This window comes from Hymenobacter tibetensis (assembly GCF_022827545.1).
GTDB classification, from domain to species: Bacteria; Bacteroidota; Bacteroidia; order Cytophagales; family Hymenobacteraceae; genus Hymenobacter; species Hymenobacter tibetensis.
The window spans coordinates 5,462,881-5,479,910 of record NZ_CP094669.1 but is presented as its reverse complement, the minus strand read 5'-3'; the positions used below and the strand labels follow the sequence as shown (position 1 = coordinate 5,479,910).

The window sequence follows — 17,030 nt, the reverse complement described above, 5'->3', positions numbered from 1 at the left end:
AGTACGTTACGCGAAAGAACCAGACCGTAAGCTGACGTTGCAGTGGCGGATACGTTTTACCGCATCAGCCCACAGCTTAGCCTTTGTTGCTGGTACCTTGGATACAAGGTTATGAGGTAGGAAGCCACTGATAGGAATACCTTCGTAAGGCGCCCCTGGTTACCGGCCTACAAAGTACGGCAAACCAGGGGGGAGTAGTTCGGGTGGCACCACATCGGGCGTGTACTCCACCCGGCTCAGGTACAGCCCTTGCGCCGGGGCGGCGCCGCTGGCATCCACCCGGCTTTGGGCGTGCAGAATCTGCTGAAACTGGGCTGGCGTGATTTTACCACGGCCCACCGTGAGCAGCGTACCTACCACCAGCCGGACCATGCCCCGCACAAACCGGTTGGCCCGAATCCGGAACACCAGCCCGCCGGGCATCACGTGCCAGCCTGCTTCGTACACCACACACACGTAGTGGTTCTCGCCGCCCTTCACTTTCGAAAACGCCGTGTAGTCGCGAGAACCCAACAAGAAAGCCGCGGCCCGATTCATGGCGTCCACATCCGGGGCGCGGTCGAGGTACAGAACCCGGTCGACGCTGAAGGGGTCGGGCACGAGGCGCACGTAGTACTCGTAGGTGCGCGCATCAGCCGAGAAGCGGGCGTGGGCGTGCTCGGGTACTGGGTGCAACGCATAGGCTGCAATGTCTGGCGGTAGGGCCCGGTTGAAGCGGTAAAGGGCTGTTTCCAAGTCCAGCGCTTCCGGAAATTCGGCCTCGAAGTGGGCCACTTGGTGGCTGGCGTGTACACCCGTATCGGTGCGGCCACTGCCTAACGAGTACACCGGCTGGCGCAGCACCTGAGAAAGGCAACGGTCCAACTCTTGCTGCACCGTAAGTGTGTTGGGCTGCACCTGCCAGCCGTGGTAGCGCGTACCGTCGTAGGCGAGGTGAAGAAAATAGCGCATAAACAAACGTGAAACAGGCAGAAAGAACAGGCACGAAGCTCCTTGCCAGAGCCAGTAATGATGCCGCTACGATACGTGCTTAATACTCTTTGACTTTCGCGTACAGCAAGGAATCAAGTATACGAACTTCCTTTACCACGCTCTTGCGCATGACGGCTTCCAGCACATAGCCGGCTTTCTCCAACACCCGCGCGGAAGCCCGATTGGTCTCGAATACCACTGCATAGAGCCGGCACACCTCGAAATGCGCAAACACGTAATCCGACACCGCTTGCACGGCGGCCGTAGCCAGCCCCCGCCCCCAATGTGCTTGACCCAGCCAATAGCCTATTTCGGCGGAGTGACGACGCACATCGGTTTTGAAGTGCACTCCCACACTACCAACGGCCTCCCCCTTAACCTCAACTGCCAAGTGCAAGTCGCGCTGCTGATCGGCCATGAGGCAGAGGTAAAACTCGGCGTCCTGCTGCGTGTACGGATGCGGAAACGAGTCGCGCAGGTTTTGCGCGACTCGTTGGTCGTTGGCGTATTCCACCAAGGCGGGCGCATCGGCAAAGCACCAGGGCCGCAAACGCGCCTCTTGCAGCGGCAGTTCGAGAGTGGGCGTAAGCAGAGCGTCCATCATAAGCAGGTACTGCAAAGTCTAGTCCGTCCGGTGTGCCAATGTAGCAAGCGTTTGATGGCACTTGCTGCATTGGTACACCAAGCTGCAGTTAGAGCCGCTCGTAGATGGCAGCGGCTCCTTGCCCTACTCCTACGCACATCGTCACGAGGCCGTAGCGCACATCCTGGCGGCGCTGCATTTCGTGCAGAAGCGTGGCCGTGAGGCGCGAACCGCTGGTTCCGAGCGGATGCCCGATGGCAATAGCGCCGCCGTTCACGTTCACGATTTCAGGATTCAGCTCCAAGTCGCGGATGCAGGCAATGCACTGGGCGGCAAAGGCTTCGTTCAACTCGATCAGGCCGATGTCTTTCAGTGTCAGGCCGGCACGCTGCAGCACCTTGCGGGTAGCAGGTACCGGACCGAGGCCCATGTACGCCGGGTCGACACCCGCCACGGCCGAGGCTACTACCCGGGCCAGAGGCTTCAGGTTGTAGCGCTTCACCGCTTCTTCGCTCACCACCATGACCGCGGCCGCGCCATCGTTGATGCCGGCTGAGTTGCCGGCTGTCACGGTGCCATCAACGGGTTGGAAGGCTGGCTTTAGCGTACCTAGCTTCTCCAACGTGCTCAGGCGCGGTGGCTCGTCGGTGTCAAACAAGGCGGCGTCGCCTTTCGGAATGGCCACGAACACGGGCACAATCTCCTTGCGGAAACGTCCCTTTTCTGCGGCCCGGTGGTACTTGCGCTGCGACTCGAACGCAAACTCGTCCTGCTCCAACCGGCTGATGCCGTACTTGCGCACCACGTTTTCGGCGGTTTCGCCCATGGCGTAAGGGTGGTGCAGCTTGCTCAGTTTGGGGTTCGTGAAGCGCCAGCCCAGCGTGGTGTCGTGGGCGGTCAGCTCACGCCCGAAGGCCGTTTCCGACTTCGCCATGACGAAGGGCGCACGGGTCATGCTTTCGGCTCCGCCCGCCAGATATACGTCGCCTTCGCCCGCCATAATAGCGCGGGAGGCATCCATAATGCTTTGCAAGCCGGAAGCGCACAAGCGGTTCACCGTAACGCCGGGCACCGTAGTCGGGAGGCCCGCCAGCAGGGCCGCCATGCGGGCCACGTTGCGGTTGTCTTCGCCGGCCTGATTGGCAGCTCCCATTATCACGTCTTCAACGGCCGCTTTGTCTACGGTAGGGTTGCGGCGTAGTAGCTCGCGCAGAACGTGCGCGGCTAAGTCATCGGGGCGGACGCTGCTCAGCGCACCCCCAAATTTGCCGATCGGGGTACGGACGGCGTCAACTATATAAGCAGTGGGCATTGTCTAGTTAGAATGCGGTTATTCCAGTCGTTGTTGGCTACTTTTGCCGGTCTTCCACCCGCAAAGGTGGCGTAAACAGTCAAAACACAAAGATGATACAAAGAATCCAAAGCGTATTCCTGCTGTTGCTGGCGCTGTGCATGATTGCCGTACTTTTCCTTCCCCTTTGGCACAAAGCCGACCCAAACACTGGGCAGGAGTTGGTTCTTACGGCTACCAGCTACGCTTACAACAAGCCCGGCGCAGGCTTGACAGCACCCGCAAACGTATGGCTTATTGCCGTGTTTGCAGTGGCTTCAGCCGCTGTGGCGCTGTTTGAAATTTTTCAATTCCGCAACCGCTTTTTGCAGCTCAAGCTCGGTATGCTCAACCTGCTGCTTATCCTCTGCACTATCGGGGCGGGTTTTTATTTTTCCAATCTGGGAGAGCAAATGCTCAACATTAAAATGCTGGGCACCTACCAGGCCGGGTTCTACCTGCCTACCCTAGCATTGCTTTTGAACGTGCTAGCCAACCGCTTTATTCGTCGCGACGAGCAGTTGGTACGCAGCATGGACCGGCTGCGGTAAGTGGTTGATTCACCTGCTTCCTAACACACAAAAAAGGCTTCCGTTCGCACGGAAGCCTTTTTTATTTCATGAAATCTGTTGGCTAGCGCTGGGGTTGCTGCTGCGCTAAGTAGTCTTGCAGCTTGCTTGCCGAGGAGGAAAAGGTGAAGCCTTCATTGAGGCGATACAAGTTCTGGCGGTCAGTGACGCGGACCGAGCCGTACTTGGCCAATTCCAGCTTCGAGTCTTCGAAGCTTAGTTCTTTCATCAGCCGGGTCAGGTCCTGTGCCTGAATGGAGGTTTCGCTGAGTGCCTGCCGGGCAATCGGCAACCGATCCTTGTCGAACGACTGCCGGTGCAGGGCGGATACCAAGCCATCCACATCCTGGGGGGTCATGGTGCGGTTGTAGCTCACGCTGCCCCCGTCATTGTATCCGCTGCCATTGTTGTCATTGGAGTAGCTGCCGTTGTTGCCGTTAGGATAGCGCCCACCGTTGTTGTAGCCCCCGTTGTTGCCGGTAGGAGGCTGGTTGTCGTAGTCATCTTCCTCGTAATAGTCATCGTTGTTGCCTTGGTTTTGGTAGCCACCCTGGCTGCCACGGGGGACACCATTGGAATAACCGCCATAGCCGGGGCCGTAGCCACCGCGGAGCGGCACGGCGGCTACTTTGCGCAACTCCGGCGCAAAGCCTGGCCGGGTTAGCAGCACGTAGCTGGATTCCAGGCCGGGGTCGAGGAAGATGCGGGTGCGGTAGTTGATGAAGCGTCCGTAGCCGACTGGAATAGCGAATTCCGCCCAATGCACGCCGGGCGCAATCCGGTCGATGTGTACTTGGCGCGCGCCGCCACGGGTCAGCGCGCGCCCATCAAAGCGTAAGTTGAAGGGGACGCCGCGTTCGGAGGTGAAATTAACGTTGGCCGGAGCGGCCAGAAGTTGCGCTGAAGCCAGCAAAAACAGGCTAAGGCAAAAGAGTAGCGCCTTTTTCATGGCAGTAGTACGTTGGAAGGAGGCAGCCAATCTGCTCCTTGCGTCCTACAAATTCAATCATTGTGCCACTTCTTACAAGCACGGTTCTAAGGCTGCCAATAGGCATATGGAACGTGCGAATTCTGCATTGCAATTCAGCGCATGAGCCTTGTACATGAGCTGGTTAGCTACTTGCGCGGTAGTTCGCAGGGCTGCTTGTCGCCTGCAAAATCGGTGCAGTTTTTCTGTTGCCGCTACTCGCAGAAACCTTGTGCAGAGGTGAACAACAAAAAGCCCCCGCACCTGGAAGGTGCGGGGGCTTTGCAAGTCGGATAGCAAGCGTGCTTACTCAGCAATCTTGGTCACCTTAAACTCTGTGCGACGGTTGCGCTGGAATTCGTCTTCGGTTTTGGCGTTCTTGATTACTGGCTGCGTTTCGCCGTAGCCTTTGGCCGTAATGCGACTCTTGTCGATGCCCTTAGAGATTATGTAATCCACGGCTGACTGCGCGCGTTTCTGCGACAGAGACTGGTTGTAGGCATCCTTACCACGAGCATCGGTGTGCGAGCTAAGCTCGATAGTGATTTTCGGGTTGTCGTTCAGGGTTTCCACCAGCTTGTCTAGTTCCGCTGCGGCATCCGTCCGGATTTCTGCTTTGTCGTAATCGTAGAAGATGTTGTCCACCACAATGGCTTTGTTCTTCACGATTTTGGTTAGCGTCAAGGTCACCGGCACCCCAATTTCATTCACGTCGTTGGGCAGCTGATCTTGAGGGGGCCTGCGCCCGATGGTGCTCAACGAGTTGCGGGCCACGAAGTAGCCTGGGCGGTCGGCAACCAAGGAGTAGGTGGATGCTGCGGAGTCCAGCTTCATGGTGAATTTGCCGTTGGCGGTAGTAGTTACTTCCTGCAGTTTCTGGCCGTTCCTACCATTCAGCGTGACCGTTTCGCCACTTACGGGCAGGGTCTCGCCGGTTCGGTCGTTGCGCTCCACCAGCGTGCCATCAACAAAGAATGTAACCAGCTTGATGGGCTTTTTGCGGAACATGTACAGGTCGTCGGACCCTTTGCCACCAGCGCGGTTCGAAGAGAAAACGCCCACATCTTTGCTGGTGAAGTAGGGTGCGAAGTCGTCGCCGGCGCTATTGATGGGAGAGCCTACGTTGACGGCTTTGCCTTTCTCGACCATGAAAATATCGAGCTTGCCCAAGCCCGGCTGCCCGTCAGAAGAGAAGTACAGCGTGTTGTCGGGCGCCACGGCCGGGAAGTTGTCGTTGCCCGGCGTGTTCACCTGGTCGCCCAGGTTTTCGGCTGGCGAGAAACGGCCATTAGGCCCAAGCGTAGCCTTGTACAGGTCGTTGCCACCAAGGCCGCCGCGCCGGCTGGAAGTGAAGTACAGCGTTTGGCCATCGGGCGCAAAAGCCGGGGCGAAATCGTCGGTTGTGCGGTCGTTGATGTTGGCCAACACCGGCTCCGACCAAGCGCCGTTCTTGTAATACGAAATCCAGAGGTCTACGCTTAGCAGGCCTTTTTTGGTGCCGTCGTTGGAGCGGGCAAACACCATTGTTTTGCCGTCTGGAGTGTAGGTGGCGCTGGCTTCGTGCTTGTTTTCAGTATTGAAAATTGGCTCTAGTTTGCGCACCGTGCCGCCGGTCATCTTGTCGGCGTCATCGAACTTGACAGCGTACAGGTCGTTGAAATTCTCACCGTTTCCGAGGTACTTTTTGCCTTCGCGGCCGGAAGCGAAAACCAGTTCTTTGGTGTCAGGAATGAGGGTGGAGCCAAACTCAGCCGCTGGGGTATTCACCTGGTCGAGGGCCATAACCTCGTTGTTGGAACGCATGGCCACAATGGTATTGGCCATTTTGGCGTTCCTCGACTCCATTTCGGCACGGGGCGCTAATACTCGGCCAGCATTCTTTTCTAAGTAGGAATCAAACTGGGCCGCGGCTTCATCGAACTTGCCGTTGGCCTTCAGGGCCTGGCCGTAGTAGAACACCACGTCGGGGGCTTTTACCCCGCCGTCAATAGCAGCTTTGTAGTAACTTTCTGCCTGCTCAGCTCGGTTGGAGAGGCGGTAAGATTCCCCAATACGGTAGTTGCTCATGGCCGCGTTCTTGCCGCGGGTTACGTCTGCTTTGTATAGCTCGATAGCAGTTTCGTACTCGCCACGGGCGAAACGCTTGTCGGCTTTGCTCATGCTGCCAGTGGTTGCGCAGCCACTCAGCAAAGCAGCAGAGCCAGCTGTAACACAAACAAGTAGAATTTTCCTCATTGGGGATGAAGGATGGGAGTGAAGACGAGCCATGGCTACAGGAGGCTACTCAAGCCTAATAATACTAAGTTTGAAGAGGATAATTGTAAAAGCATCATTTTCCTTGGCTTAGTTAAAGTACCGGGCTAGCCACGTTTGGTTGGCTGCCGTTGGAAAAGACTTTTGCAACGCATCTTTGCGAGCCACTGTTGCGTCGAAATACGGAGTGCTAGACACCAGCCGACCGGCCGCCACTGCGGGTTTCAGTTCGCGCCGGTCTAGTAGTTCCACCTGCCCGTCTACCAGAAACGCCAACCGCGACTTCTCCAGCAACGACACGTCCAGGGCTTCTTCTATAGCGCGTACAAACCGCACCGAAGCGTCAATAGAGCAGCCGCTGGCATCTGCTACCGCCTCATCAAGCCCGACCACCAGAAATTGGTTGTGTAAAATAGCGGCTGAGGCCTGCAAAGAACGGCCGTGACTGGTCCACTCGTCGGCAAAATGACGAAGCGCTGGCTGTATCGTAGCTACCTCGGTATCGGTCAGGGGCCTATCAGCCTGGTAGATCCAAATGCGTGCTGAGTCAGGTAAGTCGTTGAAGGGAACGTACATACGAAGAAGGTCGGTAGTCAGGTAGGCTGCCGTTCTAGTTAAACGACAAGGCAAACTGGTTTATTTTCTATATAAAAGAACAACCCCGCCGGTAAGTTCCAGCGGGGTTGATATGAATTAGGCGTTACGAGCAGCCAGCTACGAGTACTGATAGCCCAACATAACGGGCAACCGAACTAGGCATTCAAGCCTTCGGCGGAAGCTACCAACTCGGCCAAGTCGAAGACCTGCACGTTGTTTTCGCGCTCTTTGTTTTTCACTCCGTCGCTCATCATGGTCATGCAGAAGGGGCAGCCCACAGCAATGATGCTGCTCTGGGCATTGGCCTTCGGCGCTGGAGTAGCACCTGCGTTGCCACTTTCCACCCCGTACAGGTTGTCGAGTGCCGCTGCATTGCCATCAAGAGTAGCCAACGCCTCCTCGGTCCGCTCGATGTTGACGTCTTTCTTGCCCGGCTCGGGCTCTTTCCACATTTGGGCACCACCCGCACCGCAGCATAGGCCATTGGCTTTGCTGCGCTTCATCTCCACCAGGTCGGCATCCAGGGCTTCCAGCACAGCGCGTGGGGCCTCATAGATGTTGTTGGAGCGGCCGAGGTAGCACGAGTCGTGGAACGTGATGCGGCGGCCTTTATACGACTCGCCTCCTTCTATCTTCACGCGGCCATCGTTGATGAGCTGCTGCAGGAAAGTGCTGTGGTGGATTACTTCATACTCGCCACCCAATGCGGGGTACTCATTTTTAATGGTATTGAAGCAATGGGGGCACGCCGTTACCACCTTCTTGATGCCGTAGCCATTGAGGGTGGTGATATTCTGCATGGCCTGCATCTGGAATAGAAACTCGTTGCCGGCGCGCTTGGCTGGGTCGCCAGTGCACGATTCTTCCATCCCTAATACGGCGTACTTCACTCCTACGTGCTCTAGAATGCGCACAAAAGCCCGGGTTACGCGCTTGTACCGGTCATCGAAAGCACCAGCGCAGCCCACCCAAAACAGAATTTCAGGGGTTTCGCCTTGGGCGGCCAGATCGGCCATGAGGGGCACGTTTATTTGTCTTTTGGCAGTTAGCTCAGCCATTATAGTCGGTGGGGTTATAGCGTGTCGTTGTACTACTGATGCTGCGCTACGGCTAGCTTCTGCTAGGTCGGGCGTGGCACTTGCTGCTAAGCGGTTACAGCCTCTTTGTCTGCCACGAACAAATCATCAGCCCAGTTGAAACGGTCGGAAGGGGAGAAGGCCCACGGAGCACCGTTGTTCTCGATGTTGCTGAACATCACGTTCAACGAATTTGGAGCAGCAGACTCTTCCAATACCAGGAAGCGGCGCATTTCTACGATGCTTTCCAGTGGGTTGATGTTCACGGGGCAGGCTTCCACGCAGGCGTTGCAGGTGGTGCAAGCCCACAATTCCTCGGGCGTTACGTAGCCGCGCAGCAGGGTGTGGTTTTCTTTGTCTAGCACTTCCTGCGACTCGTGCTTGGCTTCCTGACCGTAGAGGTTGGGGCTGAAAATCAGCGGCGAGTTGTATTTCTCCTCCATCCGGTCGCGCGTGTCCATGATGATTTTGCGCGGGGAGAGCAGCTTGCCGGTGATGTTGGCGGGGCACACCGAAGTGCAACGGCCACACTCGGTGCAGGAGTAGGCGTTCAGCAAGTTGGTCCAGGCCAGGTCGTTCACGTCCTTGGCTCCGAAGGGCGTAGGCGCCAGCGCCGACCCATCAGGGGCCGTAGCGGGAGCAGGCACTTCGTAGCTCGGGTCCATCATGGCCTTCACCTCGTGGGTGATGCTTTCCACGTTGGAAAACTGACCCTGAGGTACCAAACGCGAGTAATACACGTTCGGGAAAGCCATAATGATGTGGAAGTGCTTGGAGCTAGGCAAGTAATTCAGGAAGCACAGAATACCCACAATGTGCGCCCACCAGCCCACGCGCTCCAGTACATGCAAGGCGGTTTCGCTGGTTGGAAACAAGCCTACGAGTAGGCTGCTGATGGGGAAAGTGCCCGGCATATCAGCGCCGCGCAACTGATGCAGCTTCAAGTCGGCGGTGTTCATGGTGAACAGCGCCGCCATCAGTATCACTTCCACATAAAGAATGATGTTGGCGTCGAGCTTGGGCCACATGCGCAGCTCGGGCCCCTGAAAGCGGCGGACCGGCGGCTTGCGGTTGCGGCGCCACCAAAAGGCCACGACAGCCACAATAACCAAGGCTCCTAGTATCTCGTTGGTAGCCATAAGTGCGTCGTACACGGGGCCGAGGAACTGCAGGAAACGGTGGGTGCCAAAGATGCCATCCACCATAATTTCTATCACCTCGACATTGATTACCAGGAAGCCCACGTATACAATCAGGTGCAAGAAGGCCGGGGTGAGGCGCTTGAACATCTTGGACTGACCGAAGGCAACCAGCAGCGTCTTGTTGAGCCGTTCGCTTACATTGCCGCTCATATCCCGGTCGCGCCCCACCAGGATGTTGGCGCGAATCTTCCGGGCCTGCCACGCAAACAGGCCGAAGCCCGCTATGGCAACTAGCAGGAAAAGAATGTTTTGGATGGAAAAATGCACGGGATGGGAAGTAGAGTTGGAATTCAGGTGGAAATATACTCGGTATGCATAACAATTTACGGCTTTTCCACGGGAAAGATTTTTTTATGATAAGTGTTGCGGGTTGATTTTGGTTTACTACTTTTGTGCTCCCCAATGGCTAACACGCCTCCGGGGACAACAAGAGCTGGTAATGTAGCTCAGTTGGTAGAGCACAGCACTGAAAATGCTGGTGTCGTTGGTTCGATTCCAATCATTACCACAAAAACCCCGTTCCTACAGCAGGAGCGGGGTTTTTTGTTGCCCAACATACGCTTGAGGTTCAGGTAGGTAACACTTCAGCTTGCGTCATAATTCCCGTTATCCTCTTGATAACCAACAACCCTAGATGCTGTAGCCGCGTTTGTTTGCTACATCACCATTGGTACTGACGTGAAGTATGTAGTAGTGGCAATGCTAGGCGGCGGACTGCTGCTGCTGGCTTCGCGCTTAGTGAGAGACGCAAGCGCCGCGCCCCAACAACCTCAAACCTCCCCATATCCCATGAACGAGTCTTCCACCACCGACAACACCCAGCAAACCACCGACATACAGGCCCCGAGCCCCGAGCAGTCGGCAACTTCTTCGACCGAGGAATCCACGGAAACCAACCCGCTCAAGCGCTACCAGGACCTAGTGAATTCGCCTGCTACACCAGACGGGCACAAGGTGGTAGCAGCCGTAGCGGCAGCCAGCACCGTAACCGTGGCCGCAGTGGCCAACTGGATAATGAAAGCAACTAAAAAGTAGCAACAACTGATTTTAGGGCGCTATATGTCGCTTCTACAACCGTTGCTGCTAGCTTTCTACACACGAAAGGCGCGCCACAATACTGTGGCGCGCCTTTCGTGTGTAGAAAGCTAGCAGTGTGGGGTGCAGTAGTACTCGGCGCTTGGGTTGTTTATTCTTCTTCTGCCTCGTTGTTTTTCATTTTGGCCAGCAAAGAATACGCTCCTTCCAGTACCAAGCGTGCGGAGTCTGCCATGGCGTTTGCGGGGAGCTGAATAGCCGTGTAGCCATCTTCGCTTACGCCGGGCTGCACTTCCACCATGCGGTAGCGGCCGGCTTGTTTGTTGGCCATGTATATGTAGTGGCGCCCCTCAAACTGAACCACCGCTTTCTCGGGTACAGTGGGCACTGTGGCCCGGTTGGTTTCAATGATGGCGCGCACAAAGGTGCCTGGTAGCAAGGCGTGGTCTTCCTGGTCGAGGTGGGCGTGGACGCGCACGGTGCGTTCGTCGCTGATGGCCCGGCTGATCAGGTAGACACGAGCGGTACGCTCGGTGCCGGGCGGGTCGTTGCTAAGGGTGAAACGAACCAGTTGGTTTTTGTGGAGTTGTGGTACGTCTTTCTCGAAAACAGTAAGCTCAACGTGCAAGTGCTCTGGGTCTACGATTTCAAACAGCACATCCGTAGGAGTCACGCTTTGTCCCACCGTTACATTAACGCTCTTCACGAAGCCACTCACGGGGGCCCGCAACGCGGCCGTCGTGACGATGGTGCCTCCTACGGGCAGGCCACTGGCCCGTAGCCGCGCTGCCTGGGCCTCTGACTTGGCTTGCAAGCCTTGATATTCGGCTTGGGCGCGTTGGAAGTTTTTCTGGGGAGCTACTTCCTGGCGGTAGAGTTCGGCTTGCCGTTCGTATTCGGCTTTGGCGTACGTGAGCTGGCTGCGCGTTTCGAGGTAGTCTTGTTGCAATTGCGCGAAGTCGGGGTTGCGGATGGTGGCTAGCACCTCGCCTTTCCGAACGCGGGTGCCTTGAAGCAAAGCTGTCCGATCAACAAATCCGCCAAGCGGAGTGCTAACGGAAGCTAGCTGGTCGGGCGGCACATCTAGCACGCCGTTCACTTTCAAGCCCTGACCTAAAGCCCGCCGGCTGATAGCTCCCACCTGTATGCCGCCTAGCCGCTGCTCTTCGGCAGACAAGATGACCTCATTCGGGGCGCTTGCAGGAGCTTGCGCCTTCTCAGTTGTTTCGGCCAGGGCGCCGGGAGAGTCTGTGGTTTCGGAAGCTGCTTCCGGCTTTTTTCCGCAACTGCTGGCTAGTAGAACCAGCAGCAGCATGGTTGGGTATTTCATGAAGGATAGTTTATCGAATTGACCGGCGTTATCTCCCGTTTTCACCCAGCAGATACTCTAGCTCCACTACGGTTTGGTTGTGTTGAAGTACGAGGTCTAAGTGGTCGGTGCGCACGCGCTGGGCGCGTTCCAGGTTGAGAAGATAGTCGGAGTAGGTGGCTTCGCCGGCTTTGTAGGCGCGGATAGCCAAACGGGTGATGACGGTGGCTTGCGGCAGGCCCACTTGCTCGAAGAAGGCGAGTTGCCGCTGCTGCTCAGTCCGCCGAATCTGTAGCTCGTCGAGGCGGGCCGCTATTTCAGCGCGGTAGCGTTGGTAGGAAACGGAAGCTGTCTGCTCTTGCAGGCGAGCCGCTTGCACCCGGGCCCGTTGGGGGCCGCGCAGAATGGGCACCGCTATGCCGGCGTGTACGCTGTGAAACCGGTCAGAGGGGCCGTAGGTGCGCGGAGTGCCGCTTTCAGTGTAAGTGCCGCGCAACGACTGGTTGGTGTAGCCGAGCACCACATCAGGCAGGCCGCGGGCTTGCTCTAACTTGGTTTCGGCTTGGCGCTCTGCTAGTTGCTGCTGCAACACCCGGCCTTCCGGCGTAGCTGCTAGGGCGGCGGTATCGGCGGCGGGCGTGGCCAGCGGCAACGGGAGCAGAGTGCTATCGGCTATGCCTACCGGCTGAGCGCTTTGCAACAGGGCCTGAAGCTGACGCTCGGCTATGCGGTAGTCGGCGCGGGCTTGGGAAAGTTGGTTTTGCGTTTCGCCTTGCTGAATGAGGGCCGTGGCGGGTTCGATGCGGGCGGTTTCGCCGGTTTTGAACCGGAGCTGGGCGGCCCGCAGAAACTCGGTGTAAACGCTGTCTTGACTGCGTAGAATGCGGAGCCGGTGCCGGGCATGCAGGGCCGCTTGGTAGCTCAGGCGCACCTGCCGTCGTAGCTCGGCTTGCGCCTGCGCGAGCTGCAACTCCCGGTTTACAATTTGAGTTTCTGCCAACTGTGCCTGGGAGCGGTAATAGCTGGGTAGGGCAACGGATTGGCTGACACTGAACACGTTGTCGCGGAGAGGAGAGTTGACTTGGCCGTAGCCAGCTTGGATGGTGGTGCGGCCCACGTCATACGCAGCGCGGCGCACTGCCCGTTGGGCTTCCAAGGCTCGCTCTGCGGCCTGCACCGTGCCATTGGCCTGTAAGGCCTGCTGCACCGCTTGCCCCGCCGACAAACCCGGAATTTGCTGCGCCTGGCTAGCGCCAGCCAACACAGCCAACAGCGCACTGGCACCCAACGTAGCAACTCGGGTCGGGACGGGTTTGGGGGTGCGGTGCTGCTTGCGGTTCTCAAGCAGGTAATACAGCACCGGCAACACCAGCAGTGTAAGCACCGTGGCCGACACCAGCCCACCAATAACCACCGTAGCCAAAGGCCGTTGCACCTCTGCCCCCGCCGAGGTAGCCAGCGCCATCGGCAGGAAGCCCAACGATGCCACGGTGGCCGTCATCAGCACCGGCCGCAGGCGGGCTTCGGTGCCCTGCTTGATTCGTTCCAGCAAGTCCGTAACACCGTCGGCTTTGAGCTGATTGAACTGACCGAGGAGCACGATACCATTGAGCACGGCCACCCCAAACAAGGCAATAAACCCAACGCCCGCCGAAATACTGAACGGCATGTCGCGCAGCCACAGCGCCACCACCCCGCCAATAGCCGACAGCGGTATAGCCGTGAAAATGAGCAGTGCCTCGCTCACCGACCTGAACGTGAAATAGAGCAACACCAAAATCAAGAGCAAGGCCACCGGTACCGCAATGCTCAGGCGCTCCGTGGCTTGCCGTAGGTTCTCGAATTGGCCGCCATAGGTGGCATAGTAGCCGGGTGCCAGCTTCAGGTGCTGGCCTATCGTGTTCTGCAACTCGTGCACCACAGTTTCCACATCGCGGCCGCGTACGTTGAAGGCCACGGTGATGTAGCGCTTGGCATCGTCGCGCTGGATTTGGTTTGGCCCTTCACGCAGCTCCACGGTGGCTACCTGCTCCAGCGGGACTTGCTGCCCGCCGGGCGCGGCAATAAACAGCCGCCGTACACTATTAATGTCGGTGCGCAAGTCTTGTCGCAGGCGCAGCACCAAGTCAAAGCGCCGCTCCTGCTCGAATACCTGCCCGGCAGTCTGGCCGGCGAAGGCGGTTTGCACGGTGCGGTTCACATCATCGATGTTGAGGCCGAACTGCGCGAGGCGGTTGCGGTTCAGGTCCACCACTATTTGGGTTAGGCCCGTTACGCGTTCCACGTACACATCTTCGGCCCCGGCCACGCGGCGCGCCAGCCGCCCTGCCCGTTGGGCGTAGTCGGCTAGTAGGTCAAGGTCTTCGCCGTAAATTTTCACTACCACATCCTGCTTAGCGCCGCTAATTAACTCGTTGAAGCGCATCTGAATGGGCTGCTGAAAGCTGAACGACATCCCCGGAATGACGCTGACGGCCTTAGCCATCTTGGCGGCCATTTCCTCGTGGCTTTCCGCACTGGTCCATTCCGCTTTGTCTTGCATCACCACTATCAAATCGGCACTTTCTACGGGCATGGGGTCGGTGGGAATTTCAGCGGACCCGATTTTGGTGACCACCTGCTTCACCTCCGGAAATTGCCGCTTCAGAATGCCGGCCGCCTGCTGGGCCTTCTCGACGGTGTAACTCAGCGAGCTGCCCGTCAGGGTTCGGCTTTCCACGGCGAAGTCGCCCTCCCATAGCTGCGGAATGAACTCGCCACCTAGGGTACGAAACAGTAAGCCCGCACCTACCAGCAACGCCACCGCCGCCAGCAGCACTACGGCCCGTGCCCGCAACGCCCAGCCGAGCACTGGTTCGTAAAGCCGCTGGAAAAAAGTCATCATCCGGTCGGAAAAGTTGGGGCCAGTGTCTGCCTTCCGGCTCAACGCCAGCGCCGACATCATAGGCACATAGGTCAGGGAAAGGATAAAGGCACCGAGGATGGCGAAGGCCACCGTTTCGGCCATGGGGCGGAACATCTTACCCTCAATGCCCCCGAGCGCCAGCAAGGGCAGGTACACAATCAGGATGATGATTTCGCCGAACGCCGCCGACGAACGGATGCGCGACGCGGCCTGATACGTTTCCTCGTCCATGGCGTCGGTGGCCAGTTTGTCGGCATCGGTGGCGAGCTTGTGCAAGGCCAGTCGGTGCACAATGGCTTCCACGATGATAACGGCCCCATCCACAATCAATCCGAAGTCGATGGCGCCTAGGCTCATCAGGTTGCCGGTTACGCCAAATAGACGCATCATGCTGATAGCAAATAGCATAGCCAGCGGAATGACGGAAGCCACCACCAGCCCGGCGCGCCAGTTGCCAAGAAACAAGACCAAGACAAACACTACAATCAGTGCCCCCTCGGCCAGGTTGCGACTAACGGTGGCAATAGCCCGGTTGACCAGCGTAGAGCGGTCCAGAAATGGCTCCACTACTACGCCGGCGGGTAGGCTCTTTTGAATGGACACCATGCGCTCCTTCACAGCCTTGATTACTTCGTTGGCATTGGCCCCCTTGAGCATGAGCACCAGTCCGCCGGTTACCTCGCCTTCGTCGTTGCGGGTCAGGGCACCGTAGCGGACCGCCGACCCGAGGCCCACCTGCGCCACATCCCGCACCAAGATGGGTAGGCCGTTGCTGGTGCTGCGCACCACAATATTGCCGATGTCGGCGGGCGAACCAACGAGGCCTTCGGTGCGGATAAAGTAGGCCGTGGGATTACGGTCGAGGTAGGCGCCGCCCGTGTTTTGGTTGTTGCGGGCCACGGCCTGGTACACTTCCTCTACCGTGACGTTGAGGGAGCGGAGGCGCTCGGGGTCCAGGGCTACTTCGTATTGCTTGAGGTGGCCGCCGAAGCTGCTGACCTCGGCCACGCCCGGCGTACCAAGCAACTGGCGCCGCACTATCCAGTCTTGGAGGGTACGCAGATCGGAGGCCGAGTACTTGTCTTTATAGCCCGGTTTCACCCGCACTACATACTGGTAGATTTCGCCGAGGCCGGTGCTAACGGGCGCCAACTCGGGCCGCCCGATGCCGGCGGGTATCTGGCTTTCGGCCTCACGCAACCGCTCGGCCACCTGCTGCCGAGCCCAGTACACGTCCACGTCGTCGGCGAAAACGATGGTAACCACCGAAAGACCGAAGCGCGAAAACGAGCGCACTTGCTCTCGGCCTGGAATAGTAGCCACGCTTTGCTCCACCGGAAACGACACCAGCCGCTCGATGTCGGTGGCGGCTAATGAGGGAGCCACGGTGTACACCACCACCTGGTTGGTGGTGATGTCGGGCACGGCATCAATGGGCAGCCGCATCAGCGAGTAGCTGCCCCAGACCACCAAGGTCAGGGTCAACAACCCGATAATCAGTTTGTTATGAATGGAAAAGTAGATCAGCCGGTCGAACATAAATTGGCTGGAAGTTTAAAGCGGTAACAACAAAAACAGACGGGTAGCAGCACATACCAGCATTTCAACCCGCAACAGGCAAGTAGCAGCAACTGAACTCCGTGTAGATACGAAGCCAGCCAGCGAATGCCGTAAAATTAAAATGAACCTAGCCAGCTAGTTGGGGAGGTTGCCACAGCACGGCACGTAAGCCCGCCGGCATAGCCGGAACCGGCGTTGCGGCATACGCAGGCGAGGCAGCAACGAGTGGCGTTACCATTACAGGCGCCAACTGCGGTGCGGGCAGCGCGAAACCGGGGCAGCAATGGCACTGGCACAAAGGCGAGCACCAGTCGTCGTCGGCTACACCCTTGGGAGAGTGGCTGGCAGGGCCCGCCGTAGCGTACGTTTCCACCGAGGCAGCGCACCCTGCGTCATCGGCGCAAGCCTGGCAGGACAGCACCAAAAAGTAAAGCGAGAAGAGTAGAGCTAGCAGCCTCATCGGCCCAAAAATACGCAGCACTTCCCACACTGGCGCATCCCCGCCAGCAAAGTGCCCCGCTAGCTGGGGTATAACACTGCGGGGCAACTGGCCTACCGTTGCCTCCGGATGGTGGGTGCAAAGCCTCGGAAAAGGAACTCGTTCGAGAGTTAGCCAAACGCAGGCAACCGTTGTAGCAACTACCGCATCTATTCGATTGCCGGTGTTTCAGA

13 protein-coding genes and 1 tRNA gene are annotated in these 17,030 nt (G+C 57.9%); 3 read left to right on the top strand and 11 right to left on the bottom strand.

What is annotated here, in order from left to right:
* Positions 1 to 159 precede the first annotated feature (159 nt).
* The 3 genes from truA to MTX78_RS22120 all read right to left on the bottom strand — a co-directional run bounded on the left by truA (position 160) and on the right by MTX78_RS22120 (position 2,867).
* A complete protein-coding gene (truA, locus tag MTX78_RS22130; RefSeq protein WP_243798412.1) occupies positions 160 to 951 on the bottom strand; it encodes a tRNA pseudouridine(38-40) synthase TruA in 792 nt (263 codons plus the stop codon).
* Positions 952 to 1,030: 79 nt separating this feature from the next.
* A complete protein-coding gene (locus tag MTX78_RS22125) occupies positions 1,031 to 1,576 on the bottom strand; it encodes a GNAT family N-acetyltransferase (protein ID WP_243798411.1) in 546 nt (181 codons plus the stop codon).
* Between the two features lie 88 nt (positions 1,577 to 1,664).
* The gene (locus MTX78_RS22120; RefSeq protein WP_243798409.1) at positions 1,665 to 2,867 is read right to left on the bottom strand and encodes a thiolase family protein; all 1,203 of its coding nucleotides are present in this window, start codon (positions 2,865 to 2,867) and stop codon (positions 1,665 to 1,667) included.
* A gap of 92 nt (positions 2,868 to 2,959) precedes the next feature.
* Here MTX78_RS22120 and MTX78_RS22115 point away from each other — a divergent pair, with 92 nt between their 5' ends.
* The gene (locus MTX78_RS22115) at positions 2,960 to 3,436 is read left to right on the top strand and encodes a DUF4293 domain-containing protein (protein WP_243798408.1); all 477 of its coding nucleotides are present in this window, start codon (positions 2,960 to 2,962) and stop codon (positions 3,434 to 3,436) included.
* A gap of 82 nt (positions 3,437 to 3,518) precedes the next feature.
* On the opposite strand, the gene MTX78_RS22110 is transcribed toward MTX78_RS22115, so the two are convergent.
* The 5 genes from MTX78_RS22110 to MTX78_RS22090 all read right to left on the bottom strand — a co-directional run bounded on the left by MTX78_RS22110 (position 3,519) and on the right by MTX78_RS22090 (position 9,816).
* Positions 3,519 to 4,403, bottom strand: a complete 885-nt coding sequence (locus tag MTX78_RS22110; RefSeq protein ID WP_243798406.1) for a DUF4476 domain-containing protein — start codon at positions 4,401 to 4,403, stop codon at positions 3,519 to 3,521.
* Positions 4,404 to 4,727: 324 nt separating this feature from the next.
* A complete protein-coding gene (locus tag MTX78_RS22105) occupies positions 4,728 to 6,581 on the bottom strand; it encodes an OmpA family protein (protein WP_243798405.1) in 1,854 nt (617 codons plus the stop codon).
* 183 nt (positions 6,582 to 6,764) lie between these two features.
* Positions 6,765 to 7,250, bottom strand: a complete 486-nt coding sequence (locus MTX78_RS22100) for a hypothetical protein (protein ID WP_243798403.1) — start codon at positions 7,248 to 7,250, stop codon at positions 6,765 to 6,767.
* Positions 7,251 to 7,426: 176 nt separating this feature from the next.
* Positions 7,427 to 8,287: a (Fe-S)-binding protein gene (locus MTX78_RS22095; RefSeq protein ID WP_243802939.1), complete on the bottom strand. Its 861-nt coding sequence runs from the start codon at positions 8,285 to 8,287 to the stop codon at positions 7,427 to 7,429.
* Positions 8,288 to 8,415: 128 nt separating this feature from the next.
* The gene (locus MTX78_RS22090) at positions 8,416 to 9,816 is read right to left on the bottom strand and encodes a (Fe-S)-binding protein (protein ID WP_243798401.1); all 1,401 of its coding nucleotides are present in this window, start codon (positions 9,814 to 9,816) and stop codon (positions 8,416 to 8,418) included.
* Positions 9,817 to 9,984: 168 nt separating this feature from the next.
* Here MTX78_RS22090 and MTX78_RS22085 point away from each other — a divergent pair.
* Together MTX78_RS22085 and MTX78_RS22080 are read left to right on the top strand one after the other, a co-directional pair.
* Positions 9,985 to 10,057 (top strand) — tRNA-Phe (locus tag MTX78_RS22085).
* Between the two features lie 281 nt (positions 10,058 to 10,338).
* Positions 10,339 to 10,584 carry a hypothetical protein gene (locus MTX78_RS22080; RefSeq protein ID WP_243798399.1) on the top strand — a complete coding sequence of 82 codons (246 nt, stop codon included), beginning with the start codon at positions 10,339 to 10,341 and terminating at the stop codon, positions 10,582 to 10,584.
* A gap of 151 nt (positions 10,585 to 10,735) precedes the next feature.
* Here MTX78_RS22080 and MTX78_RS22075 read toward each other — a convergent pair whose 3' ends face one another.
* The 3 genes from MTX78_RS22075 to MTX78_RS22065 all read right to left on the bottom strand — a co-directional run bounded on the left by MTX78_RS22075 (position 10,736) and on the right by MTX78_RS22065 (position 16,818).
* Positions 10,736 to 11,914, bottom strand: coding sequence for an efflux RND transporter periplasmic adaptor subunit (locus tag MTX78_RS22075; protein WP_243798398.1), 1,179 nt, complete (start codon positions 11,912 to 11,914; stop codon positions 10,736 to 10,738).
* 28 nt (positions 11,915 to 11,942) lie between these two features.
* Positions 11,943 to 16,337 (bottom strand): CusA/CzcA family heavy metal efflux RND transporter, encoded by a 4,395-nt coding sequence (locus MTX78_RS22070; RefSeq protein WP_243798396.1) that lies wholly within the window; start codon positions 16,335 to 16,337, stop codon positions 11,943 to 11,945.
* 148 nt (positions 16,338 to 16,485) lie between these two features.
* Positions 16,486 to 16,818, bottom strand: a complete 333-nt coding sequence (locus MTX78_RS22065) for a DUF6660 family protein (protein ID WP_243798394.1) — start codon at positions 16,816 to 16,818, stop codon at positions 16,486 to 16,488.
* Between the last annotated feature and the right edge of the window lie 212 nt (positions 16,819 to 17,030).

Coding starts and splice junctions, on each gene's coding strand:
- truA (WP_243798412.1), bottom strand. CDS start 951: ATGCGCTATTTTCTTCACCTCGCCTACGACGGTACGCGCTACCACGGC.
- MTX78_RS22125 (WP_243798411.1), bottom strand. CDS start 1,576: ATGATGGACGCTCTGCTTACGCCCACTCTCGAACTGCCGCTGCAAGAG.
- MTX78_RS22120 (WP_243798409.1), bottom strand. CDS start 2,867: ATGCCCACTGCTTATATAGTTGACGCCGTCCGTACCCCGATCGGCAAA.
- MTX78_RS22115 (WP_243798408.1), top strand. CDS start 2,960: ATGATACAAAGAATCCAAAGCGTATTCCTGCTGTTGCTGGCGCTGTGC.
- MTX78_RS22110 (WP_243798406.1), bottom strand. CDS start 4,403: ATGAAAAAGGCGCTACTCTTTTGCCTTAGCCTGTTTTTGCTGGCTTCA.
- MTX78_RS22105 (WP_243798405.1), bottom strand. CDS start 6,581: ATGAGCAAAGCCGACAAGCGTTTCGCCCGTGGCGAGTACGAAACTGCT.
- MTX78_RS22100 (WP_243798403.1), bottom strand. CDS start 7,250: ATGTACGTTCCCTTCAACGACTTACCTGACTCAGCACGCATTTGGATC.
- MTX78_RS22095 (WP_243802939.1), bottom strand. CDS start 8,287: ATGGCCGATCTGGCCGCCCAAGGCGAAACCCCTGAAATTCTGTTTTGG.
- MTX78_RS22080 (WP_243798399.1), top strand. CDS start 10,339: ATGAACGAGTCTTCCACCACCGACAACACCCAGCAAACCACCGACATA.
- MTX78_RS22075 (WP_243798398.1), bottom strand. CDS start 11,914: ATGAAATACCCAACCATGCTGCTGCTGGTTCTACTAGCCAGCAGTTGC.
- MTX78_RS22070 (WP_243798396.1), bottom strand. CDS start 16,337: ATGTTCGACCGGCTGATCTACTTTTCCATTCATAACAAACTGATTATC.
- MTX78_RS22065 (WP_243798394.1), bottom strand. CDS start 16,818: ATGAGGCTGCTAGCTCTACTCTTCTCGCTTTACTTTTTGGTGCTGTCC.